This is a genomic window from Curtobacterium sp. MCBA15_009, from assembly GCF_001864895.1.
GTDB lineage: Bacteria > Actinomycetota > Actinomycetes > Actinomycetales > Microbacteriaceae > Curtobacterium.
Genome location: NZ_MJGO01000023.1, coordinates 54063 through 75190, shown reverse-complemented (window position 1 = coordinate 75190; position 21128 = coordinate 54063). Strand labels below are relative to the sequence as shown.

The following is a 21128-nucleotide window of genomic DNA, read 5'->3' as shown; positions in this document are numbered from 1 at the left end:
GGGAACACCATGACCTTCGACCTCCAGGCAGCCGCGTTCCGGCAGGCCGCCCAGCCCCGCTCCGTGACCGACCAGCGCCGCGCCCAGTACACGAACGAGGCCGTGCTCTCCGCGACACCGGCGCAGCTCGTCACGATGCTGTACGACCGGCTGCTGCTCGACCTGCACCGTGCCGAGGCCGCCCAGACCACCGCCGACTGGGAGGCCGCCCGCGAGCAGCTCCTGCACGCCCAGGCCATCGTCGGCGAGCTGTCCTCGACCCTGCGCATCGACGTGTGGGACGGCGGCGAGGGCCTGCTGGCGATCTACAACTACGCCTCGACCTCGCTCATCACCGCGAACGTGCACCGCGACGTGCAGGCCACGCGCGACTGCATCCGCATCCTCGAGCCGCTCCGGCAGTCCTGGCACGAGGCCGCCGCCTCGCTGCCGGCCACCGCAGCACCGCAGGCGACCGGCGGGGCGCTCGGTGTCGCCTGACCCCGTCACCGACCGCGCCGGCTGGGAGGCCCTGCTCACCTCCCTGGAGCAGGACGCGGCCGGGCAGACGGCCGGCCCGACGGCCGTGACCGACTGGTCGGAGCCGACCGGGCTGGGACCGATCCCGCGTGACCTGGTGGGGCGAGCCTCCCGGCTGCTCGCGGCGCAACGCGACCGACTGGCCGTGCTCGAGGCCGACCGTCGGGCGACGCTCGAGCACCTCGGCGCGCTCCGCGCCGTCGACGCGACGCGGGAGCCCCGCGGATCCGTGTACCTCGACGCCTCGGCCTGACCGCTCCGCCGCGACACCGTCGACGTCGGGCGACAGCGACTTCGTCGTCGGACAGCGCTCGTCCGGCGCCGTCCGGCACCCCGCGCTCGGTACGGCAACCGGGAGCGCGACACCGTCGACGTCGTCGGACAGCGATCTCGTCGTGCGACAGCGCGCGGCCGACGCCCGCCGGACGTGCGCGACAAGACCGACGTCGTGCGACAACGATCTCGTCGCACCACAGCGACGGCAACGGCGACCCCGACCCAGCCCCCCGACCGAGCCCCCCGACCCGCACCCCCGACCCGCACCCACCCCCGTTCGGGGCGACGCCTAACGCGGCACTCGACGGTCTCCGATAGCGCCCTCCGAGCACGGATCGCTCACCAGTTCGGCCACGGATCGGCCACCACCGCACGGCGACGTCGCACCACTCCCGCGACGCGCCATGACGAGGGGACCACTCCCGTGTTCGATTCCGTGACGAGCGTCGCGCTGCAGAGCGCACTCGACGGCCTGTCGATGCGCCAGCGCGTGATCGCGAACAACATCGCGAACATCAACACCCCCGGCTACCACGCCGAGAAGGTCCGGTTCGAGGACACCCTGGCGCAGTCGATCGTCGACGGTGACGGCCACGTCGCCCCGACCACCACGCGGAGCCTCGAGCCGACGAACACGAACGGCAACAACGTCGACCTCGACGAGGAGACGCTGTCGAACGTCGACACGGTGCTGCGGTACCAGTTCGCGACGCAGGCGGTCGGTGGCGAGGCCACGGCCCTGCGTGCGGCGATGCGGACGAACTCGTGACGACCTTCGACGCGATCGGCATCGCGAGCACCGGTCTGACCGTGCACCGGAAGTGGCTCGACGCGATCTCCGACAACATCGCCAACGCCAACACGGTGAAGTCGATGGACGACACCGCGTTCCAGGCCCGCTACGTCGAGGTCCAGGAGGGCAACGGCGTCTCCGGCGCGTACGTGAAGGGCGCCGCGTTCGGCAGCGCCGCCGGCCGCGTGACCTACGACCCGGACAACCCGCTCGCGAACGACGAGGGCTACGTCCGCATGCCGGACATCGACCTCGGCACGCAGATGGCGGACCTCATCATGGCCCAGCGCGGCTACCAGGCGAACGCCGCCGTGGTCGACCGTGCGAAGACCGCCTACGAGGCGGCCCTGCAGATCGGGAAGAACTGATGCCCATCGACGCCGTGAACGGTGTGACCACCAACGCGATGACGAACGCCCTGACCAGCGTCTCCGGCACGTCGAGCGACAGCGCGACGACCGGCGCGGCCGGCGCGACCGGCACCGGCGGCAGCGGCTTCGCCGCGAGCCTGACCGGTGCCGTCGACGGGCTGCAGGCGCTGCAGTCCGACTCGAAGACGCTGGCGCTCAAGGCCGTCACCGGCAACCTCGACGACATCCACGACGCGACCATCGCCGCCACCCGCGCGCAGGTCACGCTCGAGCTCGTCGCCGCCGTCCGCAACAAGGGCGTGGACGCGTTCAACGAGATCATGAGGATGCAGGCCTGATGCCCGTCGCCGTCAAGAACGTGCTCGCGCGCCTCGGCGCCTACGTCAAGGGCTTCTCCGCCGCGCAGCGCACCATCGCGATCCTCGTCGTCGCGGCCCTCGTGCTCGGCGGGATCGCCCTGGCGTCGTGGCTCGGCAAGGCGTCCTACGCGCCGCTGTTCACCGGGCTCGCCGCCGCCGACGCCAGCTCGATCACGGACCAGCTGCAGACCGACGGTGTGCCGTTCCAGCTCACCGACGGCGGGGCCACGATCCTCGTGCCGCAGGCGCAGGTGTACTCGGAGCGCCTCAAGGCCGCGTCGAACGGCCTGCCGTCGTCGAACGAGGGCGGGTACTCGCTGCTCGACCAGATGGGCGTGACGAGCTCGGAGTTCCAGCAGGACGTCACGTACAAGCGCGCGATCGAGGGCGAACTCGCCAAGACCATCGGCGCGATGGACGGCGTGCAGACGGCGACCGTGCAGCTCGCGATCCCGGAGAAGTCCGTGTTCGTGTCCGAGGAGAAGGACCCGACGGCGTCGGTGTTCATCGCTCCGGAGAACGGCACGCAGCTGACGAGCGACCAGGTGCAGGCCATCGTGCACCTGACGAGCGCCGCGGTCGAGGGCATGCAGCCCACCGACGTGTCCGTCGTCGACGCGAAGGGCCAGACGCTCTCCGCCGTCGGCACCGGCGCGACCGGCAGCGGCGCCGACCAGGCCGCCGACTACGACGCCGCGACGAGCAAGAAGATCCAGGACCAGCTCGACACCACGCTCGGCGTCGGGAACGCCAGCGTCGTCGTGTCCGCGACGATGAACCAGGAGTCCGGCACCCGCACGTCGGAGAGCTACGCGACGCCGACCTCGGGTCCGGTCGCGCTCAACGAGTCGAGCTCGACCGAGGAGTACGGCGCCGGGTCCGGCGCCGGCCGCGGGGCGACGGGCGTGCTCGGACCGGACAACATCGCCGTCCCGAACGGCGACGGCGCCGACGGCACCGGCGACGACGGCTACACGAACGAGTCGGCGACGAAGAACAACGCCGTCGACCACACCACCGAGACCACGCAGATCCCGGCGGGCGCGCTCAGCCGGCAGACCATCTCGGTCGCGCTCAACGCGAAGGCCGACGCCGTGCAGAACGCGAACCTGCAGAGCATCAACGACATGGTGGCCGCCGCTGCCGGCGTCGACCCCGCCCGGGGCGACCAGGTGAAGGTCGCGATGATGGACTTCGACACCAGCGCGAAGGACGAGGCCGCCAAGGCGCTCGAGGCGCAGCAGCAGGCCGACCAGCAGGAGGCCCTCTGGTCGACCATCCGCACGGCGGCGATCGTCATCGGCGTCATCCTCGCGGTCATCGCGCTCGGCGTGGTGCTCGCCCGCCGCAGCCGCAAGCAGGAGCGCGAGGCAGTCGACCTCGGCGAGCTCGACGCCTTCGCCGGCGAGACCTTCCAGCTGCCCCTCGCGGTCGACGGTGCGCCGGACCTCGCGACGCTCGGCGCCGGGGACGCCCCGACGGCCGTCCTCTCCGCGATGCCCGCGGGCGACGCCCCGACCGAGGTGCTCCGCACCGAGGACATCACCGCCGAGCGCCGCCGCCAGGACATCTCCGCCCTCGCCGAGCGCGACCCGAAGCGCACGGCCGAGCTCCTCCGCGGGCTCCTCGACGACCGGGCGGGCGTGTGAGCCTCGTCCCGATCGGCGGCGGCTCCGGCCCGCAGGCCGAGCGCACGCTCTCCGGCGCCCAGAAGGTCGCCCTCATCCTCATGCAGATGGAGACCGACCGGGCCGCCGAGGTGATGAAGCAGTTCACCGAGATGGAGGCCGAGGAGATCTCGGCCGAGATCGTCCGGATGCGCCGCGTCGACGACAGCGTCGTCGACCAGACGATGTCCGAGTTCCACCGACTCACGACGAGCGGCCGGATGCAGAAGCGCGGCGGCAAGGACACCGCGCTCGGGTTGCTCGAGGCGTCCTTCGGTGCCGAGCGCGCCGCAGGCGTCATGGACCGGCTCGCCTCGAACCTGGCCGGCCAGTCCTTCGACTTCCTCGACGACGCCGAGCCCGGCCAGGTCATCAGCCTGCTCGAGGGCGAGCTGCCGCAGACCATCGCGCTGGTCCTGGCGCACCTCGCGCCCGGACAGGCCAGTGCCGTGCTCGCCGGCGTCGACGACCGGGTCCGGACCGACGTCGCGCAGGCGTTCGCGACCATGGGCAGCGCCACCCCGGAGGCCGTCGCGATCGTCGCCGGGGTGCTCCGGCAGCGCGCCGGCGCCGTCGTGTCGCCGCGCGAGAGCGTCGAGGTCGTCGGGGGCATCGCGCCGCTCGTCGACATCATCAACCGCTCCGACGTCGCCACCGAGAAGGCCGTGCTCGACGGGCTCGAGGCCCGCGACCCGGAACTCGCCGAGGACATCCGCTCGCGCATGCTCACCTTCGAGGACATCGTCAAGCTCGAGGCCCGCGACATCCAGCAGGTCCTGCGCGGCATCGACTCGAAGCTCCTCGCCACCGCGATGAAGGGCGCCGCCGGCCCGGTCGTCGAGACCATCCGCGCGAACGTCTCCGAACGCAACCGCTCGCTCCTCGACGACGAGCTGCAGGCCATGGGGCCGGTCCGTGTCTCGCAGGTCGAGGAAGCGCGCGCCGAGGTCGTCCGTTCCGTGCGCGAGCTCGAGGCCCAGGGCGTCGTGACCGTGCACCGCGCCGAGGAGGACGAGCTCGTTGACTGACACCACGACCGTGCAGCGCGTCGCCTTCCCGGTGATCGGGGACCCGGCCGGCCGCGAACGCGCCACGAGTGCGGACGTGCGCGGCCACGCCGCCGGGTACACCGCCGGGTTGCGCGCCGCGCAGGCCGAGACCGACGCGCTGCGCGCGCGGCTCGAGGCCGAGCACGCCAGCCGGGTCGCCGCGCTGCAGGCGGACACCGCCCGCCGCGTCGCCGTCCTCGACGCCGCGGCGACCGCGCTGCTGTCCCGCGTCGCACCCGTCCTCGACGACGCCGAGGCGTCCGTCGCCAGCGCGGCCCTCGACCTGGCCGAGGCCGTCGTCGGGTACGCGATCCGTGCCTCCCGGCCCGCCGACACGACGGGTGACGGCGAGGAGGCGGGGATCGCCGCCGGCGCGCTCGCCACCGTCGAGCGGGCGCTCGCGTCCGTCGACCGCACGGTCGCCGTCGCGGTCCGGCTGAGCGTCGGCGACGCGGCCCGCGTGGCCGACCTCGACCTGCCGGTCCCGGTCGTCGCCGACCCGGCGCTGCACGACGGCGACGCCGTCGTCGACCTGCCGGACGGACTGCTCGACGCGCGGATCGCGACGGCGCTCGACCGCGCCCGCACCGCACTGGAGGGCGACCGGTGACCGCGACCCTGCTCCGTCCCCGCGGCCTCGACGACGCCGTCCGCCTCGCCGCCCCGCAGCGGGTCGGCGTCGTGACGAGCGCCGTCGGCCTCGGCCTGACCGTCGCGGGCCTCGAGGCCTCCGTCGGCGAGGTCGTGCTCGTCGGGCCGGAGGACGGCGAGCAGACCGCCGTCGAGGTCGTCGCCACCGACGGTTCCGGCGTGCGTTGCATGCCCCTCGGTCGGCTGACCGGCGTCACCACCGGCACCCCGGCGCGCCCGACCGGCCGCCCCGTGCTCGTGCCGACCGGCGCCGGACTGTTCGGCCGGGTGCTCGACGGCCTCGGCCGACCGATCGACGGCCGCGGGCCGCTGACGGCTCCGGACGGCGGGCCGGTCGCGCTCGTGCCGCTCGACCACGCCACCCCGGACGCGATGGCCCGCACCCGCATCGACACCCCGATGCAGCTCGGCGTCCGCGTGCTCGACACCCTGACCACGGTCGGTCGCGGACAGCGCATGGGCCTGTTCGCCGGCTCCGGCGTCGGCAAGTCGTCGCTGCTGTCGATGATCGCGCGGGGGAGCGACGCGGCCGTCAACGTCATCGCGCTCGTCGGCGAGCGCGGTCGCGAGGTCCGCGAGTTCCTCGAGGACGACCTCGGCGCCGAGGGGCTCGCCCGCTCGATCGTCGTCGTCTCGACCTCGGACGAGCCGGCCCTCATGCGCCTGCGCGCCGCGTTCGTCGCGACCCGGATCGCCGAGTCGTTCCGCGACGCCGGCCAGGACGTCGTGCTCATGATGGACTCGCTCACCCGCGTCGCGATGGCGCAGCGCGAGATCGGCCTGTCGGTGGGGGAGCCGCCGGCAACCCGGGGCTACCCGCCGTCGACCTTCTCGGTGCTCGCCGGGCTGCTCGAACGCGCCGGGACGGACCGGGTCGGCAGCATCACGGGCATGTACACGGTGCTCGTCGACGGCGACGACCACAACGAACCGATCGCGGACGCGGCCCGCAGCATCCTCGACGGGCACGTCGTGCTCGACCGCAAGCTCGCGATCACCGGGCACTTCCCGTCGGTCGACGCCCTCGGGTCGGTCTCGCGCGTCGCGTCGAAGGTCACCGACCCGGCGCAGCGCGCCGCCGCGACGACGCTCCGGAAGGTCATGGCCGCGCGCCGCGCCGCCCAGGACCTGCTCGACGTCGGCGCCTACCAGCGCGGGACGAACCCCCTCGTGGACGCAGCGGTCGACCACCAGGGCGCGATCGACGCGTTCCTGCAGCAGGGCATGGACGAGCGGGCCACGGCGGCGTCGTCGTGGCAGCGGCTCGGCGGCCTCGTGCAGCAGCTGGGGGTGGCGTGATGGCCCGCCGCTTCCCGCTCGCCGGACTCCTGCGCCTGCGGCACGCCGAACAGGACCGTGCCGCGGCGTCCCTCGCCACCGCGAACGAGCGGGTGCGCGACGCCGCCGACGCCCGGATCGCCGCCCGTCGCAGCCTGGCGGACACCGAGGGCACGCAGCCGATCCAGGACGCCGCGACCCTGAGCGCCGTCGCCGCGGCCCGCGCCGCGACCCGGGGGATGCTCGAGGAGCTCGACGCCGTCGTCCGCACCCGTCAGGCCGACGCCGACCGCGCCCAGGAGGCGTACACCGCTGCCCGCCGGGCCGCGGTCGGCCTCGAGAAGCTCGAGGGCAAGCACGTCGAACAGCAGGCAGCCGAGGAGCTCCGCGTCGAGCAGGACGCCCTCGACGAGATCGCGGCACGCCGCCGCACGGAAGGTGGTGCCCGGTGAGCGTCGAGGCCGTGCTCTCCCGGATCTCCGAGATCCGGTCCCAGATCGACTCCCTGCGGGGCACGCAGGCCGTCGCGCCGTCCTCGACCGCCGGGTCGGCGTCCACCGCCGCGTCGTCGAGCGCCTTCGCCGACGCGCTGGCGACCGCGACCGACGGCGGGACCGGCGCGGGCGTCGGGTCGACCTCGACGGGTACGGCCGCCGCCACCGCGACCCCGGCGACATCGGTCGACGCGGGGAAGGACACCCTGGCCACCGGCAGCGGCGCCACCGGCTCCGACGTGGTGGCCGACGCGAAGAAGTACCTCGGCGTGCCGTACGTGTTCGGCGGCACGACCACGTCGGGGATGGACTGCTCGGGCCTCGTGCAGACGGTCTTCAAGGACCTCGGTGTCACGATGCCCCGGGTCGTGCCGGACCAGGCACGGATGGGCGTCGAGGTCGGCTCCCTGCGCGACGCGCAGCCCGGCGACCTCATCGTGCCGAAGGGGGAGCAGCACATCGTCATCTACGTCGGCGACGGCAAGGTGCTGCACGCGCCGCGCCCCGGCAAGGACGTCCGGATCGTCGACAACTGGTACTCCGACGCCGACATCGCGACCATCCGCCGCATCGTCCCCGCACAGCCGTCCGCCGCGACGGCAGCGACCGCAGCGACCGCGGGCACCGCGGCGCGGAGCGCCACCGACCTGCAGACCGCCGCGCTGCTGTCCATGATGCAGTCCGGGAGCGCCGCATGAGCATGACCATCAGCACCCAGCCCGCCGCGCCGGCCCCCACCGGCGTCGGACGACCGACGGTGGACCCGGCGGACGGCGGCTCGTTCGACGCCGCGCTGTCCGCGGCCGTGGCGACCGACCGCCGCGGTGCCGACCACGGCGCCGACCGCAGGGGCGACCGCGCCGCGGGCCGCGCCGCGCAGCCGACGACGGGCCGCGACGACACCGCTCCGGACCCCGACGGCGTCGACCCGGGGGCGGTGCCGCCGGTGCCGCCGCTGGCGCTGGTGCCCGTCGCGCTCGTCCCCGTCCTGTCGGCGTCCGCCTCGGCCGAGGTCACCGCGGACACGCTCGCGACGACGACTGCGCCCTCGCCGGCGTCGACCGCTCCCGCGGCGCTCCTGCCGACGTCGGACGAGTCGACGGACGAGTCGACGGACGCTTCGACTGCCTCGTCGACCGACCCGTCGACCGCGGCCGGAGCCCTCCGCGCGGCGGAGCCGGCCGTGACCGCCGCCGCCCCGTCGACCACGGCCCAGGCCCGTCCCGCCGACCCGACGACCGCTGCGGCTGCGGCTCCGGCTCCGGCCGTGGCCGTCGGTGCAGCGGCACCGGCGTCGGCACCGGCGCCGACACCGGCGCCGGCCCCGACACCCATCGGCGGCGCGGTGCCCACGGCCGCCGACGTGCCCGCCGCACCGGCTGCACCCGCCGACGAGGCAGTGGCGTCGACCGTCCCCGCGGTCACCCCGGACCGGCTCGGCGTCGGTAGCGGTGTGCCCACCGCCACGGTGACCACGGTCGCTGCCGCCGGCGCCGTCCCCACCCGGCCGACGACCCCCGCGGTCGTGCCCGACACCGCCGGAGCGACCCCGTCCTCCGCACCCGCCACCACCACCGGTCCCGTCGTCGCACCGGCAGCCGACGCTGCCGACGCGAACGGCGCCCGGACCGGCTCCGAGGACCAGCCGCAGCGGTCGACGGCGGGCGACCAGGGCCTCCCGGCCGTCCCCACCGCCCGCGCTGCCGCGACCACCGTCGCGTCGTCCGCCGCACCCGCGCCGGCCGCGACCTCCGCGCCGGTCGCGCAGCAGCTCGCCCGACCGGTCTTCTCGCTCGCCCAGGCCGGGCCGGGCGAGCACGTCGTGACGGTGCAGCTCACGCCGGACGCCCTCGGACCGGTCACGGTCCGCGCCCACGTCACCACCCACGGCATGCACGTCGAGCTGTTCGCCGCCTCGGACGCGGGCCGCGACGCGGTCCGGCAGGTCCTGCCCGACCTGCGCCGCGACGCCGCCGGCAGCGGGGCCGCCACCACGCTCGACCTGTCGTCGCAGAACCACCCCGACACGTCCCCGGGTCGCGACCAGCGCCCGGCCGCCGGCCCGCCGCGTGCGGAGACCGGCCTGGAGGCACGGCCCACCCCGCGCACCCAGCCCACCACCACGACCCCCAGCGTCCGCACCGCGGGACTCGACGTCCTCGCCTGACCGGCCCACGAACGAGAGACAGGAACCGACATGCCCGTCGACGGCATCACCGGCAGCGTGGACCAGGCCACGCAGGCAGCGGCCCTCGCCGCGAACGCGAGCAACAAGAAGTCCCAGACGATGGACTCCGAGGTGTTCATGAAGCTGCTCGTCACGCAGCTGCGGAACCAGGACCCGTCCTCGCCGATGGACACGAACCAGATGATCAGCCAGCAGACGCAGCTCGCGATGATGGAGCAGATCACCAACCAGACCACGACGGGGAACGAGAACTTCTCGTTGCAGATGCGGATCGCCGCCGCGAACCTCGTCGGCAAGCAGGTGAGCTACACCGACGCCGACTCGGGGAAGTCCGTCACCGGGACCGCCTCGGCCGTGTCGTACGCGAAGAGCGTGCCCACGGTCACCGTGAACGGGAAGGAGGTCGCCCTCGACGTGATCTCCGGCATCACCACCACCACGACTCCCTGACCCCTCGGTCGCTCCGTCCGCGGTCCTCCTCCGCTCTCCCTCTGCTCTTCCTCCGTTCTTCCTCCGTTCTTCCGAAAGGACGCACCATGCTCCGCTCGCTCTACTCCGGCATCTCCGGCCTCCGCTCGCACCAGCAGATGCTCGACGTGACCGGCAACAACATCGCCAACGTGAACACCGTCGGCTTCAAGTCGTCGACCACCGTCTTCCAGGACACCCTGTCGCAGATGACCCAGGGTGCCGGCGGACCGCAGACCGGCATCGGCGGCACGAACCCGGCACAGATCGGCCTCGGCGTGCAGGTCGCCGGCGTGTCGACGAACTTCGCGCAGGGCTCCGCGCAGGCCACCGGCAAGGCGACCGACCTGATGATCTCCGGCGACGGCTTCTTCGTCACCCGCCTCGGCAACGACACGGTCTACAGCCGCGCCGGCGCGTTCGACTTCGACGCGAACGGCCGCCTGGTCACCGCCGACGGCAAGATCGTGCAGGGCTACTCGGCCACGAACGGCGTCGTGAACGAGGGCGGCGAGCTCTCGGACATCCGCCTGCCGCTCGACGCCGCGGCCCCCGCGACGGCGACGACCGCGGCCACGGTGAGCGGCAACCTGCCGTCGGACACCCCGGTCAACCAGACGCTCAACCGCGACGTCACCGTCTACGACCAGAACGGCACGAAGCGCACGCTGTCCCTCGCGTACACGCGCACCGCCGACGGCTGGAACGTCTCGGGTTCGGACGGCACGGGCAACCCGGTGCGCGGCGCGATCACCTTCGCGGCCGACGGCTCCATCGCCTCGGGCTCGACCATGACGGTCAACGGCGTCCGGGTCGACATGACCCAGCTCACCGGCTTCGCGGGACTCACCACCGCGTCGATCTCGTCGCAGAACGGCCGCGAGGCCGGTGCCCTGCAGGGCTACTCGATCTCGAAGGACGGCACGGTCACGGGCACGTTCTCGAACGGCGCGTCGCTCGCGCTCGGACGTATCGCCCTCGCGACGTTCGCCAACCCTGCCGGCCTCGAGAAGACCGGCGCCTCGGGCTACCGCGCCACCGCGAACTCGGGCCAGCCGGCCGTCGGCACGCCCGGTTCCGCCGGCGTCGGCTCGCTCGCCTCGGGCACGCTCGAGATGTCGAACGTCGACCTGTCGCAGGAGTTCACGAACCTCATCGTCGCGCAGCGCGGGTTCCAGGCGAACGCCCGCATCATCACCACCTCGGACGAGGTGCTGCAGGAGCTGACGAACCTGAAGCGCTAGTCGGCGCGCTGACCGTTGGTGAGCGGTGTCGGTCGGGTCCCCGCGGGGGACCCGACCGTCGCCGTCCCCGGCGCCGTCAGTCCGGCACGAGGGCCGTGGCGCGCGGGCTGAGGAAGTGGTCCATCACGAGTTCGGCGGCCCCCTGCGCGGCGATCTGTTCGCCGACCCCGGACCCGACGACCCGGAACCCCGGGCGCGAGACGATCAGTTCCTGCTGGACCGCGGTCTCGAGCACGGGGGCGAACGACCGCTCGAGCCGACCCCACGTCGGGCCCCCGAGGACGACGAGCGGCACGTCGATGAAGTTCGTGAGCACACCGATGCCCACGGCGAGCCGTCGGGCGGCCCGTTCGAGCAGGTGGAGGGCGTCGTCGTCCCCGTCGTCGGCCAGGGACGAGAGCGCGCTGCAGGCGGCGTCGATCGCCAAGTAGTCGTCGAGGTCCGGCAGCGGGACGATGCCGGCGTGCGCCGCTTGGATGGCCAGCGCCTCGGGCACGCAGGCGGCCGCGAGCCCGCCGCGTCGACCGGTCCAGCCGAGGTCCTCCGCCGACGGGTCGACGAGGATGTCGCCGATCTCACCGATGTTGTTGCTCGCGCCGCGGAACACCCGGCCGCCGGAGACGACCGAGGCGCCGACACCCGACCCGAGGTAGACGAACAGGAAGTCCGACGCGGCGGTGTCGCGCAGCTCGGCGGTCGCGGCGGCGGTGACGTCCTTCTCGAGCAGGACGGGCAGACCCGTGGCGTCGTGCAGGTCCGCACGCAGACGGACGTCACGCCAGAGCGGCAGCTGCGGTGGGTCGAGGACGACGCCGGCGTCCACGTCGAGCGGACCGGGTGCGGCGATGCCGAGGCCCAGGACACGCGAGCGGTCGACCCCGGCATCGCGGATGAGCCGGCCGGTGGCGACCGCGACGAGCGTGATGACCTCGTGCGGGTTCGTCGCCTGCGGCGTCGGCAGGTGCTGCGTGCGCAGGACCGAGCCGGCGACGTCGAGCAGCAGGATCGTGAGACGGGCAGGGTCGACGTGCACGCCGATCGCGAACGCCCCGGCGCCGTTGACGGCGAGCGGGATGCTCGGCCGCCCCCGGACCGTGAGCGCCGGCTCGTCCTCGCGGATCATCTCGGCGTCGATCAGCCGCCGCGTGATGTTCGACACGGTCTGCGAGGCGAGACCGGACCGCCGTTGCAGTTCAGCGCGACTCTGACCCGACTCGCGTCGGAGCAGGTCGAGCACCACCGCCTGGTTGTAGTCACCCAGGCGGAGGAGGTTGCTGCCCTTGACCATCCGCGCCTTCCGCAGTCGTGTCGATCACAGCAGTGTGCCACTTCTGCCGTTCATCCATCGAATGGGATTAATACGGGCCGATCTCTTGACGACCGATCTCGGAGCCACCTAGCCTGACCGCACGCTTTAACCCATTCGATAGGCAAAGTGGCCGACGGGGGCGAGCGGAGAGGCAGCGCAATGAAGCGACACCGCCGTACAGCCGCACTGATCACCCTCCTGCTCGCGGGCGGAGGACTGACCGCCTGCTCCTCGAGCAGCAGTGCCGGCGGCTCCACGGACGACGTGACCATCACCGTCACCGAGTTCCAGCAGACCCGCATCGACGTCGTCAAGGAGCAGATCCCGGGGTTCGAGGCCGCGATGAAGAAGCAGGGCAAGGACATCACGGTCAAGCTCGTCGGGGACGTCCTGACGGACGACCAGTTCAAGACGAAGATGACGCAGCAGCTCATCGCCGGTGAGGCCCCGGACCTCATCGACCTCGGCGACAGCCTGGTGCCGGGCTTCGCCGGCGCCGGTTACCTGGCGCCGCTCGACGACTACCTCGACTCGTGGGACGGGTGGGACCACTACTACCCGCAGTTCAAGAAGGCGATGGTCCGCCAGGACGGCCACATCTACGCCCTCGTGCACGACACCGGGGTGCAGAACCTGTTCTACCGCAAGGACCTGCTCACGAAGATGGGCATCGAGACCTCGCAGCCGGCCACCTGGGACGACCTCATCGCCCGGCTCGTGCAGATCAAGGACGAGACCGGGGACACCCCGATCGTCGTGCCGGCCGGTACGGCCTGGGGCGGCAGCACCTGGACCGAGGGCTTCCAGCCGATCCTCGGCGGGACGACGAAGGACTACTACAGCCTGAAGACCGGCAAGTGGAACCTCGACAGCGCCGGCTTCCCGGCCGTGTTCGACCTGTACAGCGAGCTCTACAGCAAGGGCCTGCTGCCGGTCCAGGACCTCGAGAACCCGAACCCGTGGGAGCCGACCAAGTACGTCAAGTTCCCGGAGGGGAAGATCCAGGTCGCGGCCCAGGGCACGAACGGCTGGAAGTTCGACTGGGGCCCCGACGGTGCCGCTCCGATCGAGGGCCTCGACGAGAAGGTCGACACCTGGCAGTACCCGGCCCTCCGCGACGGCGACGAGCCCTTCGGGTGGAGCGGCCTCGGCTCCGGCTACGCGATCCCCGCGAAGTCCGAGCACAAGGACGCGGCGATGCTCTTCGCCCAGTACCTGTCGCAGGGCAAGCCCCTGGCCGACCAGCTCGTGGCCTCCGGTGCCGCAGCACCCCGCGACGACCTCGCGGACGTGGCGCCGTACTCGAAGGAGCCGAAGCTCCTGCAGGCCGGAGAGGACCTGAAGACGAGCGTCTACGTCCCGACGGGTGACGGTTCCGAACAGGTCGCCCAGGCCGTGGCCTCGGCGACGGAGCTCATCATCACCGGCAAGGCCGACGGCGCGCAGGCGTACGCGGCGTTCAAGAAGAACGCGGCCGACCTGCTCGGACCGGACCTGGTCAAGTGACGACGTCCACCACGACGGTGGCGGCGACGACGGTGCAGCCGTCGCCGCCGCCCCCGCGGCGACGACGCCGACGCACCGGTCCGCTCGTGCTCCTGCTGCTCGGGCCGGCCGCGGCGCTCATCGTGCTGTTCATCGTCGCGCCCGCCTTCTACGGGATGTACCTGAGCTTCACGAACACGCAGCTCACCGGGTTCGCCGCACGCGACCCGAAGTTCGTCGGCTTCGACAACTACGTCTACCTGCTGACGAACTCCGAGTTCCTGCGCTCGCTCGGGCACACCGGCGAGTTCGTGCTCTACTCCGCGATCATCGGGCAGACGGTGCTCGGCATGGCGGCGGCACTCCTGCTCAGTCGCCCGTGGATGCGCGGCAAGGGCTTCTTCGGTGCCGCCGTGCTCATGCCGATGGTCGTCCCCGAGGTGGTCGCCGCCCTGACCTGGGCGAGCGTCCTGTCGAACAACTCCGAGGGCACGCTCAACCGCCTGACGCAGCTGTTCGGGATGGGCGAGACGGACTGGCTGCAGGTCGTCCCGATGGCGGCCATCATCACCGTGAACATCTGGCGTGGCATCGCCTTCGCGATGATCATGTTCCAGGCCGCACTGGAGGACGTCCCGGTGGAGCTCATCGAGGCCGCGCGGATCGACGGCGCCCGGGCCGTGCAGGTCTTCCGGCACGTGACCCTGCCGCTCATCCGCGGACCGGTCTTCCTGTACCTGCTGCTCACCACGATCAGCACCGTGGGCACGTTCGGCCTGGTGTACTTCCTGACGCAGGGCGGCCCGGGCGGCCAGACCCGGCTCGCGGCGATCTACATCTACGAGCGCGCGCTGCAGTTCTCCCAGATCGGCATCGGCAGCGCCGCCTCGATGATCCTGCTCGTGATCGTCCTGGTGCTCGGTCTCGTCTACGTCCGACTCGCGAAGGTGGAGGTCTGACATGACCGCGATCACCGACCGTCCGACGCCGCTCGGCGTCACCGAACCCGGCCCGGCACCGCGTCGCCGACCGTTCCGGGCGCTCACCGTGGTGCAGCGCACGCTCGCGTACGTGCTCGTCACGATGCTCGCACTGTTCTGCCTGGTCCCGTTCCTGTGGGTCCTGCTCAGCGCGTTCGACAGCGCTGCCGGGCCGAACGTGCAGCTCCCGACGCTGTCGCTGACCAACTTCGCCGCGTTCTTCGCCGACTCGGGCACGCCCCTGCTGCTCTGGAACAGTCTGGTGATCGGCGTCGGGGCGACCGCCCTGAACCTGGTCCTCGGGCTTGCCGGCGGGTACGCGCTCGCACGGTTCGAGTTCCCCGGGCGCCGGCTGTTCATGTTCGGCATCCTGCTCATCCGCGTGGTGCCGGCGCCGGCGACGATCGTCGCCCTGTACCTGATCCTGGTGAACCTCAAGCTGACGAACACGCTCTGGGGGCTCATCCTGGTCGAGGCGGTGCTGCAGCTCCCGGTGACGCTCTGGCTGCTGAAGGGCACGATCTCGGCCGTGCCGATCGAGCTCGAAGAGGCCGCCTGGGTGGACGGCACCAGCCGGTTCCAGGCGATCTGGCGGATCGTGCTGCCCCTGGCCGGCCCCGGTCTCGGTGCGGCGGCGATGCTGACCTTCATGGGCGTGTGGGGCGACTTCCTCACCCCGCTCGTGATGTTGCAGAGCCAGGAGCTCTACCCGCTGTCCATCGGCCTGTTCCGGGCGTTCAGCGAGAACCACCAGGTCGACTGGGGGCTGCTCGCGGCGACGTCGATCGTCTACGTCCTGCCGCCGGCCGTGCTCTACGTGTTCGTGCGGAAGAACCTGCTCCGGTCGAGCCTCGGCGGGGCGGTGAAGGGATGAGCGGCCAGGACCGCCTGCCGGTCGTCGTCGTCGGTGCCGGCGCGATGGGCGGCGACTGGATCCGGATGCTCGCCGCCTCGCCGGTCGCCGAACCGGTCGGCGTCGTCGACCTCGACCTCGACGCCGCCCGACGGGCAACGGCGTCGGCTGGGCTGCCGGACGCGGTCGTCGGCACGTCGGTGTCCGACGTCGCCGGGGCCAGCGGCGCCCGTGCGGTCGTCAACGTCACGGTCCCGCAGGCACACCGCGTCGTCAACGAGGAGGCGCTGCGGGCGGGGTACCCGGTGCTGTGCGAGAAGCCCCTCGCGCCCACCGTGGCCGAGGCGCTCGCGCAGGTCGCCCTCGCCGACCTCACCGGCAACCTGCTGGTCGTCAGCCAGTCGCGGCGCTACTTCCGGCACCTCACGGCGTTCCGTGCCGCGGTCGCCGCCGTCGGGCCGCTCGGGGCGGTGGGCGCGCGCTTCTTCCACGCCGACCACGAGCCCGGGTTCCGGGAGCAGATGGCGCACCCACTGCTCGTCGACATGTCGGTGCACCACTTCGACATGCTCCGGTTCCTGGTCGACGACGAGCCGGTCGCGGTTCGCTGCAGCTCGTGGAACCCGCCGTGGAGCTGGTTCGCGGGCCACGCCTCCGCGTCGGCCGAGTTCGAGCTCGCCTCCGGCGCCCGGTTCGTCTACACCGGCAGCCGCGCGACCCCCGGACTGCAGACCTCGTGGAACGCCGACTGGCACGTGCACGGCGAACACGGCGCCGCCGGGTGGGACGGCGACGAACGGGTGACGCTCGACGTCCCCGGGGCGGGCTTCGACGTCGTCGACCAGCGGGAGGGCATCGAGGGGTCCCTCGAGGACTTCGTCCGCGCCGTGCGCACGGGGACCACCCCGCAGAACGAGGTCCGGCACAACGTCCGGAGCCTGGCCATGGTCGAGGGCGCGCTCCGGAGCAGCGCCGACGGCGGACGCCGTGTGGCGGTCACCGACCTGCTCGAGGACGCCCTCGCGCACGCCGTCGCGCACGAGCCGCACCAGGACGTCGCCGCACGGTTGCGCTCGTGGACGAGCGCGGCCGACGGGATCGAGACACCGGCGTGGGGATCCGCCCCCGCCATGAGCGCAGGAGGCGCACGATGACCGAGACAGCACCGATCCGGGTCGTCGTCTGGGGAGAGAACCGGCATGAACAGGTCAACCCGGTCGTCCGCGAGATCTACCCCGACGGCATGCACACGACCATCGCGGACGCCGTGCGGACCCTGCTCGACGGCGACGCCACGGTGACGACCCGGGTCCTCGACGACCCGGAGCACGGCATGACCGAGGACCTGCTCGCCGAGACCGACGTGTTGCTGTGGTGGGGCCACACCGCGCACGACGAGGTCGCCGACGAGGTCGTCGACCGGATCCAGCGGCACGTGCTCGAGGGGATGGGGATCATCGTGCTGCACTCCGGGCACCACTCGAAGATCTTCCGACGGCTGATGGGGACGACCTGCAGCCTGCGGTGGCGCAACGACCAGGACCGGGAGCTCGTGTGGACCGTCTCGCCGCGGCACCCGATCGCCGCCGGTGTGCAGCAGCCGATCGTGATCCCCGGGCAGGAGATGTACGGCGAGTTCTTCGACGTGCCCGAGCCCGACGAGCTCGTCTTCGTCAGCAGCTTCTCGGGTGGCGAGGTCTTCCGCAGCGGCATCACGTACCGGCGTGGCTACGGACGGGTGTTCTACTTCAGCCCGGGGGACGAGGTGTACCCGGTGTACCACCACCCGGACGTGCAGCGCGTCATCGCGAACGGGATCCGGTGGGCGCGGCCGGAGCAGCCGAGGGAGTCGTACCTGGTCACCCCGATGTACCTGCCCGGCCGGTTCGACCAGCCGGTGCTGACGGACGCCGACGGCGAGCTGATCGACTACCACACACGGGAGCGGATCGCCGTGGCGGCACCCGTCGCGGCCCCCGGAGGACGCTCCGATGGGTGAGCACGACGCCCGGTACCTCGACGACGTCGGGCCGGGCAGCGGTCGCCGCCGTCCGGCACGGTCGTGGCTGCACTCCGACGCACCGACCGAGTCGCTCGGGGGCGCGTGGCGGTTCCGGTTGCTCCGGGGTGCGCCGGGGACCCTCGGCGCGCCCGACGTCCTGCCACCCGGAGAGGCGGTCGACGCCTTCGCGGAACCCGCGTTCGACGACACGGGCTGGGACTCGCTGACCGTGCCCGGACACTGGGTGCTGCAGGGCGACGGGAAGTACGGCTCGCCGCAGTACACGAACGTGCAACTGCCGTTCCCGCAGGACCCGCCGTTCTCCCCGGACGAGAACCCGACCGGTGACCACCGACGGACCTTCGACCTCCCCACGCCGTGGGTCGACCGCGCCGTCACCGAGGCGGTCGTGCTGCGGTTCGACGGCGTGGAGTCCCGGTACCGGGTCTGGGTGAACGGCGTCGAGATCGGCGTCGGCACCGGCTCACGACTGGCGCAGGAGTTCGACGTCACCGACGCTGTCCGCGCCGGCACGAACACGATCGCCGTCCGTGTGCACCAGTGGTCCGCCTCGACCTACGTCGAGGACCAGGACCAGTGGTGGCTGCCGGGCATCTTCCGTGACGTGACCCTGCAGGCCCGTCCGGTCGGTGGCATCGAGGACGTGTGGCTCCGCGCCGAGTACGACCACGAGAGCGGTACCGGGCGCATCGTCCCGGAGGTCCGGGCGGGGGACGGAGCCTTCCCCGTGCGGCTCTCGGCACCCGGACTCGACGTCGACGTGGTGTGGACCGGTCCCGGCGACGTGGCCCCGGTCGAGGTGGGAACGGTCGCGCCGTGGACCGCCGAGCAGCCGCTGCTGCACGACGTCCGGGTGACGAGTGCCGGTGGCGCCGAGACGATCGACCAGCGGATCGGCTTCCGGACGGTGTCGATCGTCGGCGACCGCTTCCTGGTCAACGGACGGCGCGTGGTCCTGCACGGCATGAACCGTCACGACACGCACCCCGACCTCGGCCGGGGCTTCGACGAGGCCTTCGTCCGTCGCGACCTCGCGCTGATGAAGCAGCACAACGTGAACGCCATCCGCACGGCGCACTACCCGCCGCACCCGCGGGTGCTCGACCTCGCCGACGAGCTCGGCTTCTGGGTGGTGCTCGAGTGCGACGTCGAGACGCACGCGTTCCACCACGGCGGCAGCGGCCTGGCCCCCGGGGTCGACGAGTGGCTCGGCAACCCGAGCGACGATCCCGCGTGGCACCGGACGTACCTCGATCGGATCGAGCGCACCGTCGAGCGCGACAAGAACCACCCGTCGGTCGTCATGTGGTCGCTCGGCAACGAGTCGGGGACGGGCGCGAACCTCGCCGCGATGGCCGACTGGGTGCACGCGCGTGACCCCGAGCGGCCGGTGCACTACGAGGGTGACCGCGCCGGCGCCTACGCAGACGTCTACTCACGGATGTACGCGTCGATCGCCGAGGTCACCAGCATCGGCGACGACTCGACCGCGGCGCTCGAGGGCGCGTCCGTCGCGGAGTCGGTGCGGCAGCGGACGAAGCCGTTCCTGCTCTGCGAGTACGTGCACGCGATGGGCAACGGTCCCGGCGGCATCGACCGCTACGAGGACCTGGTCGACCGGTTCCCACGACTGCACGGCGGCTTCGTCTGGGAGTGGCGCGACCACGGCATCCGTTCCCGGACGCCCGAGGGGACGGAGTTCTTCGCACACGGTGGAGACTTCGACCCGTCCGCGGTGAACGACGGGAAGTTCTGCATGGACGGCATGGTGCTGTCCGACGGCACGCCGACGCCCGGTCTCGTCGAGTTCGCAGCGGTGGCCGCGCCGATCCGCTTCGGCTTCGCGGTGGTCCGGCGCAGCAGCACCGGCACCGGCACACGGGTCGTGGCGGTCACCGTGTCGAACACGCGGCACTCGGCCGACGCGTCGGACCTCGTCTTCCCCTGGCGGGTGGAGCTCGACGGGGTCGTGCGCTCGTCCGGTGTGCTGTCCGTCACCGGTGCGGACGGCGGTCCGCTCGCGGCCGGCGACGCGACGGTCGTCGAACTCGAGGTCGCGGTGCCGACCGGCGCGGAGCTCGGCGGCGAGACGTGGCTGACGGTGTCGGCGGCCCTTGCGGGCGCCACGCCGTGGGCTGGACGCGGCCACGTCGTCGCGGCGGGCCAGCACGCCGTGGTGAACAGTGCCTCCCGGCCGACGCCGACCCGCAGCCGGACGCTGGCTGAGACCGGGCTCGACCCCTTCGAGGCGTTCGCGCTCGGACCGGCCACGTTCCGGGCCGGGTACCTGAGCGCGCTGTGCGACGCCCCGGTCGACGGCCCCCGGCTCGAGCTGTGGCGAGCGCCGACCGACAACGACGCCGGGTCGCACATGGGCAGCTACGACGAGAGCGACCCGATGGCGGGACGCGGCCTCGGCGTGCCGGGGCCGTCGCACGCGAGTGCGTGGCGCGAGACCGGGCTGGACCGCCTGCGCTCCAGGGTGATCGACCTGCGACGCACCGACACCTCGCTGCAGCGCACCACCCGGTGGGCGGCGGCGGACACCCGCGAGGCGGTGACGCTCGAGGAACGCTGGCAGGTCGACGGCGAGCAGGTGGTGCTCGACGTCTCCATCGTGCCGTCGGCACGGTGGCGGGCGGTCTGGCCGCGGATCGGCGTGCGTTTCGACCTGCCGGTCGAGGTCGACCGTGCGCGGTGGTTCGGGACGGGACCGGGGGAGTCGTACCCGGACTCGCGGCGGGGCGTGCTCGTCGGCCGGTACGAGGCGCCGGTCGACCAGCTGACGTTCCCCTACGCGGTGCCGCAGGAGAGCGGGCACCGCAGCGACCTGCGGCAGCTCGACCTGGCGGCGGGGGACCGGGACCTGCTGCGGGTGGACGTGCGACCGGACACCCGCGGCCGTCTCCCCGGGTTCACGCTCGCCCGGCACACACCGCAACAGGTCGACCGCGCGGGACACCAGCACGAGCTGCCGGTGCCCGAGCGGACGTACCTGTTCGTCGACGCCGCCCAGAACGGGCTCGGGTCGCGGGCGTGCGGGCCGGACGTGTGGCCGGACGCCCTGCTCCGGTCCGAGGCGCGGACGCTGCACCTGCGGTTCTCCGCGCGGTGAGGGGCG

At 72.6% G+C, this 21128-nt stretch carries 21 protein-coding genes; 20 read left to right on the top strand and 1 reads right to left on the bottom strand.

Annotated features, from left to right (window positions below):
• Window positions 1–9: 9 nt before the first annotated feature.
• The 14 genes from fliS to BIU97_RS05995 all read left to right on the top strand — a co-directional run bounded on the left by fliS (window position 10) and on the right by BIU97_RS05995 (window position 11357).
• On the top strand, window positions 10–480 hold the full coding sequence (fliS, locus tag BIU97_RS06060; protein WP_083404599.1) for a flagellar export chaperone FliS: 471 nt from the start codon (window positions 10–12) through the stop codon (window positions 478–480).
• Window positions 470–772: a hypothetical protein gene (locus tag BIU97_RS06055; protein WP_071297245.1), complete on the top strand. Its 303-nt coding sequence runs from the start codon at window positions 470–472 to the stop codon at window positions 770–772. Before fliS ends, BIU97_RS06055 begins: the two co-directional genes overlap by 11 nt.
• 447 nt (window positions 773–1219) lie before the next feature.
• The gene (locus BIU97_RS06050; RefSeq protein WP_071255122.1) at window positions 1220–1564 is read left to right on the top strand and encodes a flagellar basal body rod protein FlgB; all 345 of its coding nucleotides are present in this window, start codon (window positions 1220–1222) and stop codon (window positions 1562–1564) included.
• Entirely contained in the window at window positions 1561–1956 is a 396-nt protein-coding gene (locus BIU97_RS06045) for a flagellar basal body rod protein FlgC (RefSeq protein ID WP_071255124.1), read from the top strand. Before BIU97_RS06050 ends, BIU97_RS06045 begins: the two co-directional genes overlap by 4 nt.
• On the top strand, window positions 1956–2297 hold the full coding sequence (gene fliE / locus BIU97_RS06040; protein ID WP_071255127.1) for a flagellar hook-basal body complex protein FliE: 342 nt from the start codon (window positions 1956–1958) through the stop codon (window positions 2295–2297). Before BIU97_RS06045 ends, fliE begins: the two co-directional genes overlap by 1 nt.
• A complete protein-coding gene (gene fliF / locus BIU97_RS06035) occupies window positions 2297–3967 on the top strand; it encodes a flagellar basal-body MS-ring/collar protein FliF (protein ID WP_071255130.1) in 1671 nt (556 codons plus the stop codon). Before fliE ends, fliF begins: the two co-directional genes overlap by 1 nt.
• Window positions 3964–5013 carry a flagellar motor switch protein FliG gene (gene fliG / locus BIU97_RS06030; RefSeq protein WP_083404600.1) on the top strand — a complete coding sequence of 350 codons (1050 nt, stop codon included), beginning with the start codon at window positions 3964–3966 and terminating at the stop codon, window positions 5011–5013. The genes fliF and fliG overlap by 4 nt, the downstream gene beginning before the upstream one ends.
• Entirely contained in the window at window positions 5006–5644 is a 639-nt protein-coding gene (locus BIU97_RS06025; protein WP_071255134.1) for a FliH/SctL family protein, read from the top strand. Before fliG ends, BIU97_RS06025 begins: the two co-directional genes overlap by 8 nt.
• Window positions 5641–6984 carry a FliI/YscN family ATPase gene (locus tag BIU97_RS06020; RefSeq protein WP_071297244.1) on the top strand — a complete coding sequence of 448 codons (1344 nt, stop codon included), beginning with the start codon at window positions 5641–5643 and terminating at the stop codon, window positions 6982–6984. The genes BIU97_RS06025 and BIU97_RS06020 overlap by 4 nt, the downstream gene beginning before the upstream one ends.
• A complete protein-coding gene (locus BIU97_RS06015; protein ID WP_071255138.1) occupies window positions 6984–7415 on the top strand; it encodes a flagellar FliJ family protein in 432 nt (143 codons plus the stop codon). The genes BIU97_RS06020 and BIU97_RS06015 overlap by 1 nt, the downstream gene beginning before the upstream one ends.
• On the top strand, window positions 7412–8155 hold the full coding sequence (locus tag BIU97_RS06010) for a C40 family peptidase (RefSeq protein WP_071255140.1): 744 nt from the start codon (window positions 7412–7414) through the stop codon (window positions 8153–8155). The genes BIU97_RS06015 and BIU97_RS06010 overlap by 4 nt, the downstream gene beginning before the upstream one ends.
• Window positions 8152–9624, top strand: coding sequence for a flagellar hook-length control protein FliK (locus tag BIU97_RS06005; RefSeq protein WP_139195926.1), 1473 nt, complete (start codon window positions 8152–8154; stop codon window positions 9622–9624). The genes BIU97_RS06010 and BIU97_RS06005 overlap by 4 nt, the downstream gene beginning before the upstream one ends.
• 30 nt (window positions 9625–9654) lie before the next feature.
• Window positions 9655–10095 (top strand): flagellar hook assembly protein FlgD, encoded by a 441-nt coding sequence (locus tag BIU97_RS06000; protein ID WP_071255145.1) that lies wholly within the window; start codon window positions 9655–9657, stop codon window positions 10093–10095.
• 86 nt (window positions 10096–10181) lie between these two features.
• The gene (locus BIU97_RS05995) at window positions 10182–11357 is read left to right on the top strand and encodes a flagellar hook protein FlgE (protein WP_071255147.1); all 1176 of its coding nucleotides are present in this window, start codon (window positions 10182–10184) and stop codon (window positions 11355–11357) included.
• A 76-nt stretch (window positions 11358–11433) separates the two neighbouring features.
• On the opposite strand, the gene BIU97_RS05990 is transcribed toward BIU97_RS05995, so the two are convergent.
• Window positions 11434–12645, bottom strand: a complete 1212-nt coding sequence (locus tag BIU97_RS05990) for an ROK family transcriptional regulator (protein ID WP_071255150.1) — start codon at window positions 12643–12645, stop codon at window positions 11434–11436.
• 285 nt (window positions 12646–12930) lie between these two features.
• Here BIU97_RS05990 and BIU97_RS05985 point away from each other — a divergent pair, with 285 nt between their 5' ends.
• The 6 genes from BIU97_RS05985 to BIU97_RS05960 are packed head-to-tail and all read left to right on the top strand — an operon-like array spanning window position 12931 to window position 21122.
• Window positions 12931–14172: an ABC transporter substrate-binding protein gene (locus BIU97_RS05985; protein ID WP_217639478.1), complete on the top strand. Its 1242-nt coding sequence runs from the start codon at window positions 12931–12933 to the stop codon at window positions 14170–14172.
• Window positions 14169–15110, top strand: coding sequence for a carbohydrate ABC transporter permease (locus BIU97_RS05980; protein ID WP_217639479.1), 942 nt, complete (start codon window positions 14169–14171; stop codon window positions 15108–15110). The genes BIU97_RS05985 and BIU97_RS05980 overlap by 4 nt, the downstream gene beginning before the upstream one ends.
• A gap of 1 nt (window position 15111) precedes the next feature.
• A complete protein-coding gene (locus BIU97_RS05975; RefSeq protein WP_071255156.1) occupies window positions 15112–16005 on the top strand; it encodes a carbohydrate ABC transporter permease in 894 nt (297 codons plus the stop codon).
• Window positions 16002–17138: a Gfo/Idh/MocA family protein gene (locus BIU97_RS05970; protein ID WP_071255161.1), complete on the top strand. Its 1137-nt coding sequence runs from the start codon at window positions 16002–16004 to the stop codon at window positions 17136–17138. Before BIU97_RS05975 ends, BIU97_RS05970 begins: the two co-directional genes overlap by 4 nt.
• Entirely contained in the window at window positions 17135–17983 is an 849-nt protein-coding gene (locus tag BIU97_RS05965; protein ID WP_083404602.1) for a ThuA domain-containing protein, read from the top strand. The genes BIU97_RS05970 and BIU97_RS05965 overlap by 4 nt, the downstream gene beginning before the upstream one ends.
• On the top strand, window positions 17976–21122 hold the full coding sequence (locus BIU97_RS05960; RefSeq protein WP_071255164.1) for a glycoside hydrolase family 2 TIM barrel-domain containing protein: 3147 nt from the start codon (window positions 17976–17978) through the stop codon (window positions 21120–21122). Before BIU97_RS05965 ends, BIU97_RS05960 begins: the two co-directional genes overlap by 8 nt.
• Window positions 21123–21128: the final 6 nt, after the last annotated feature.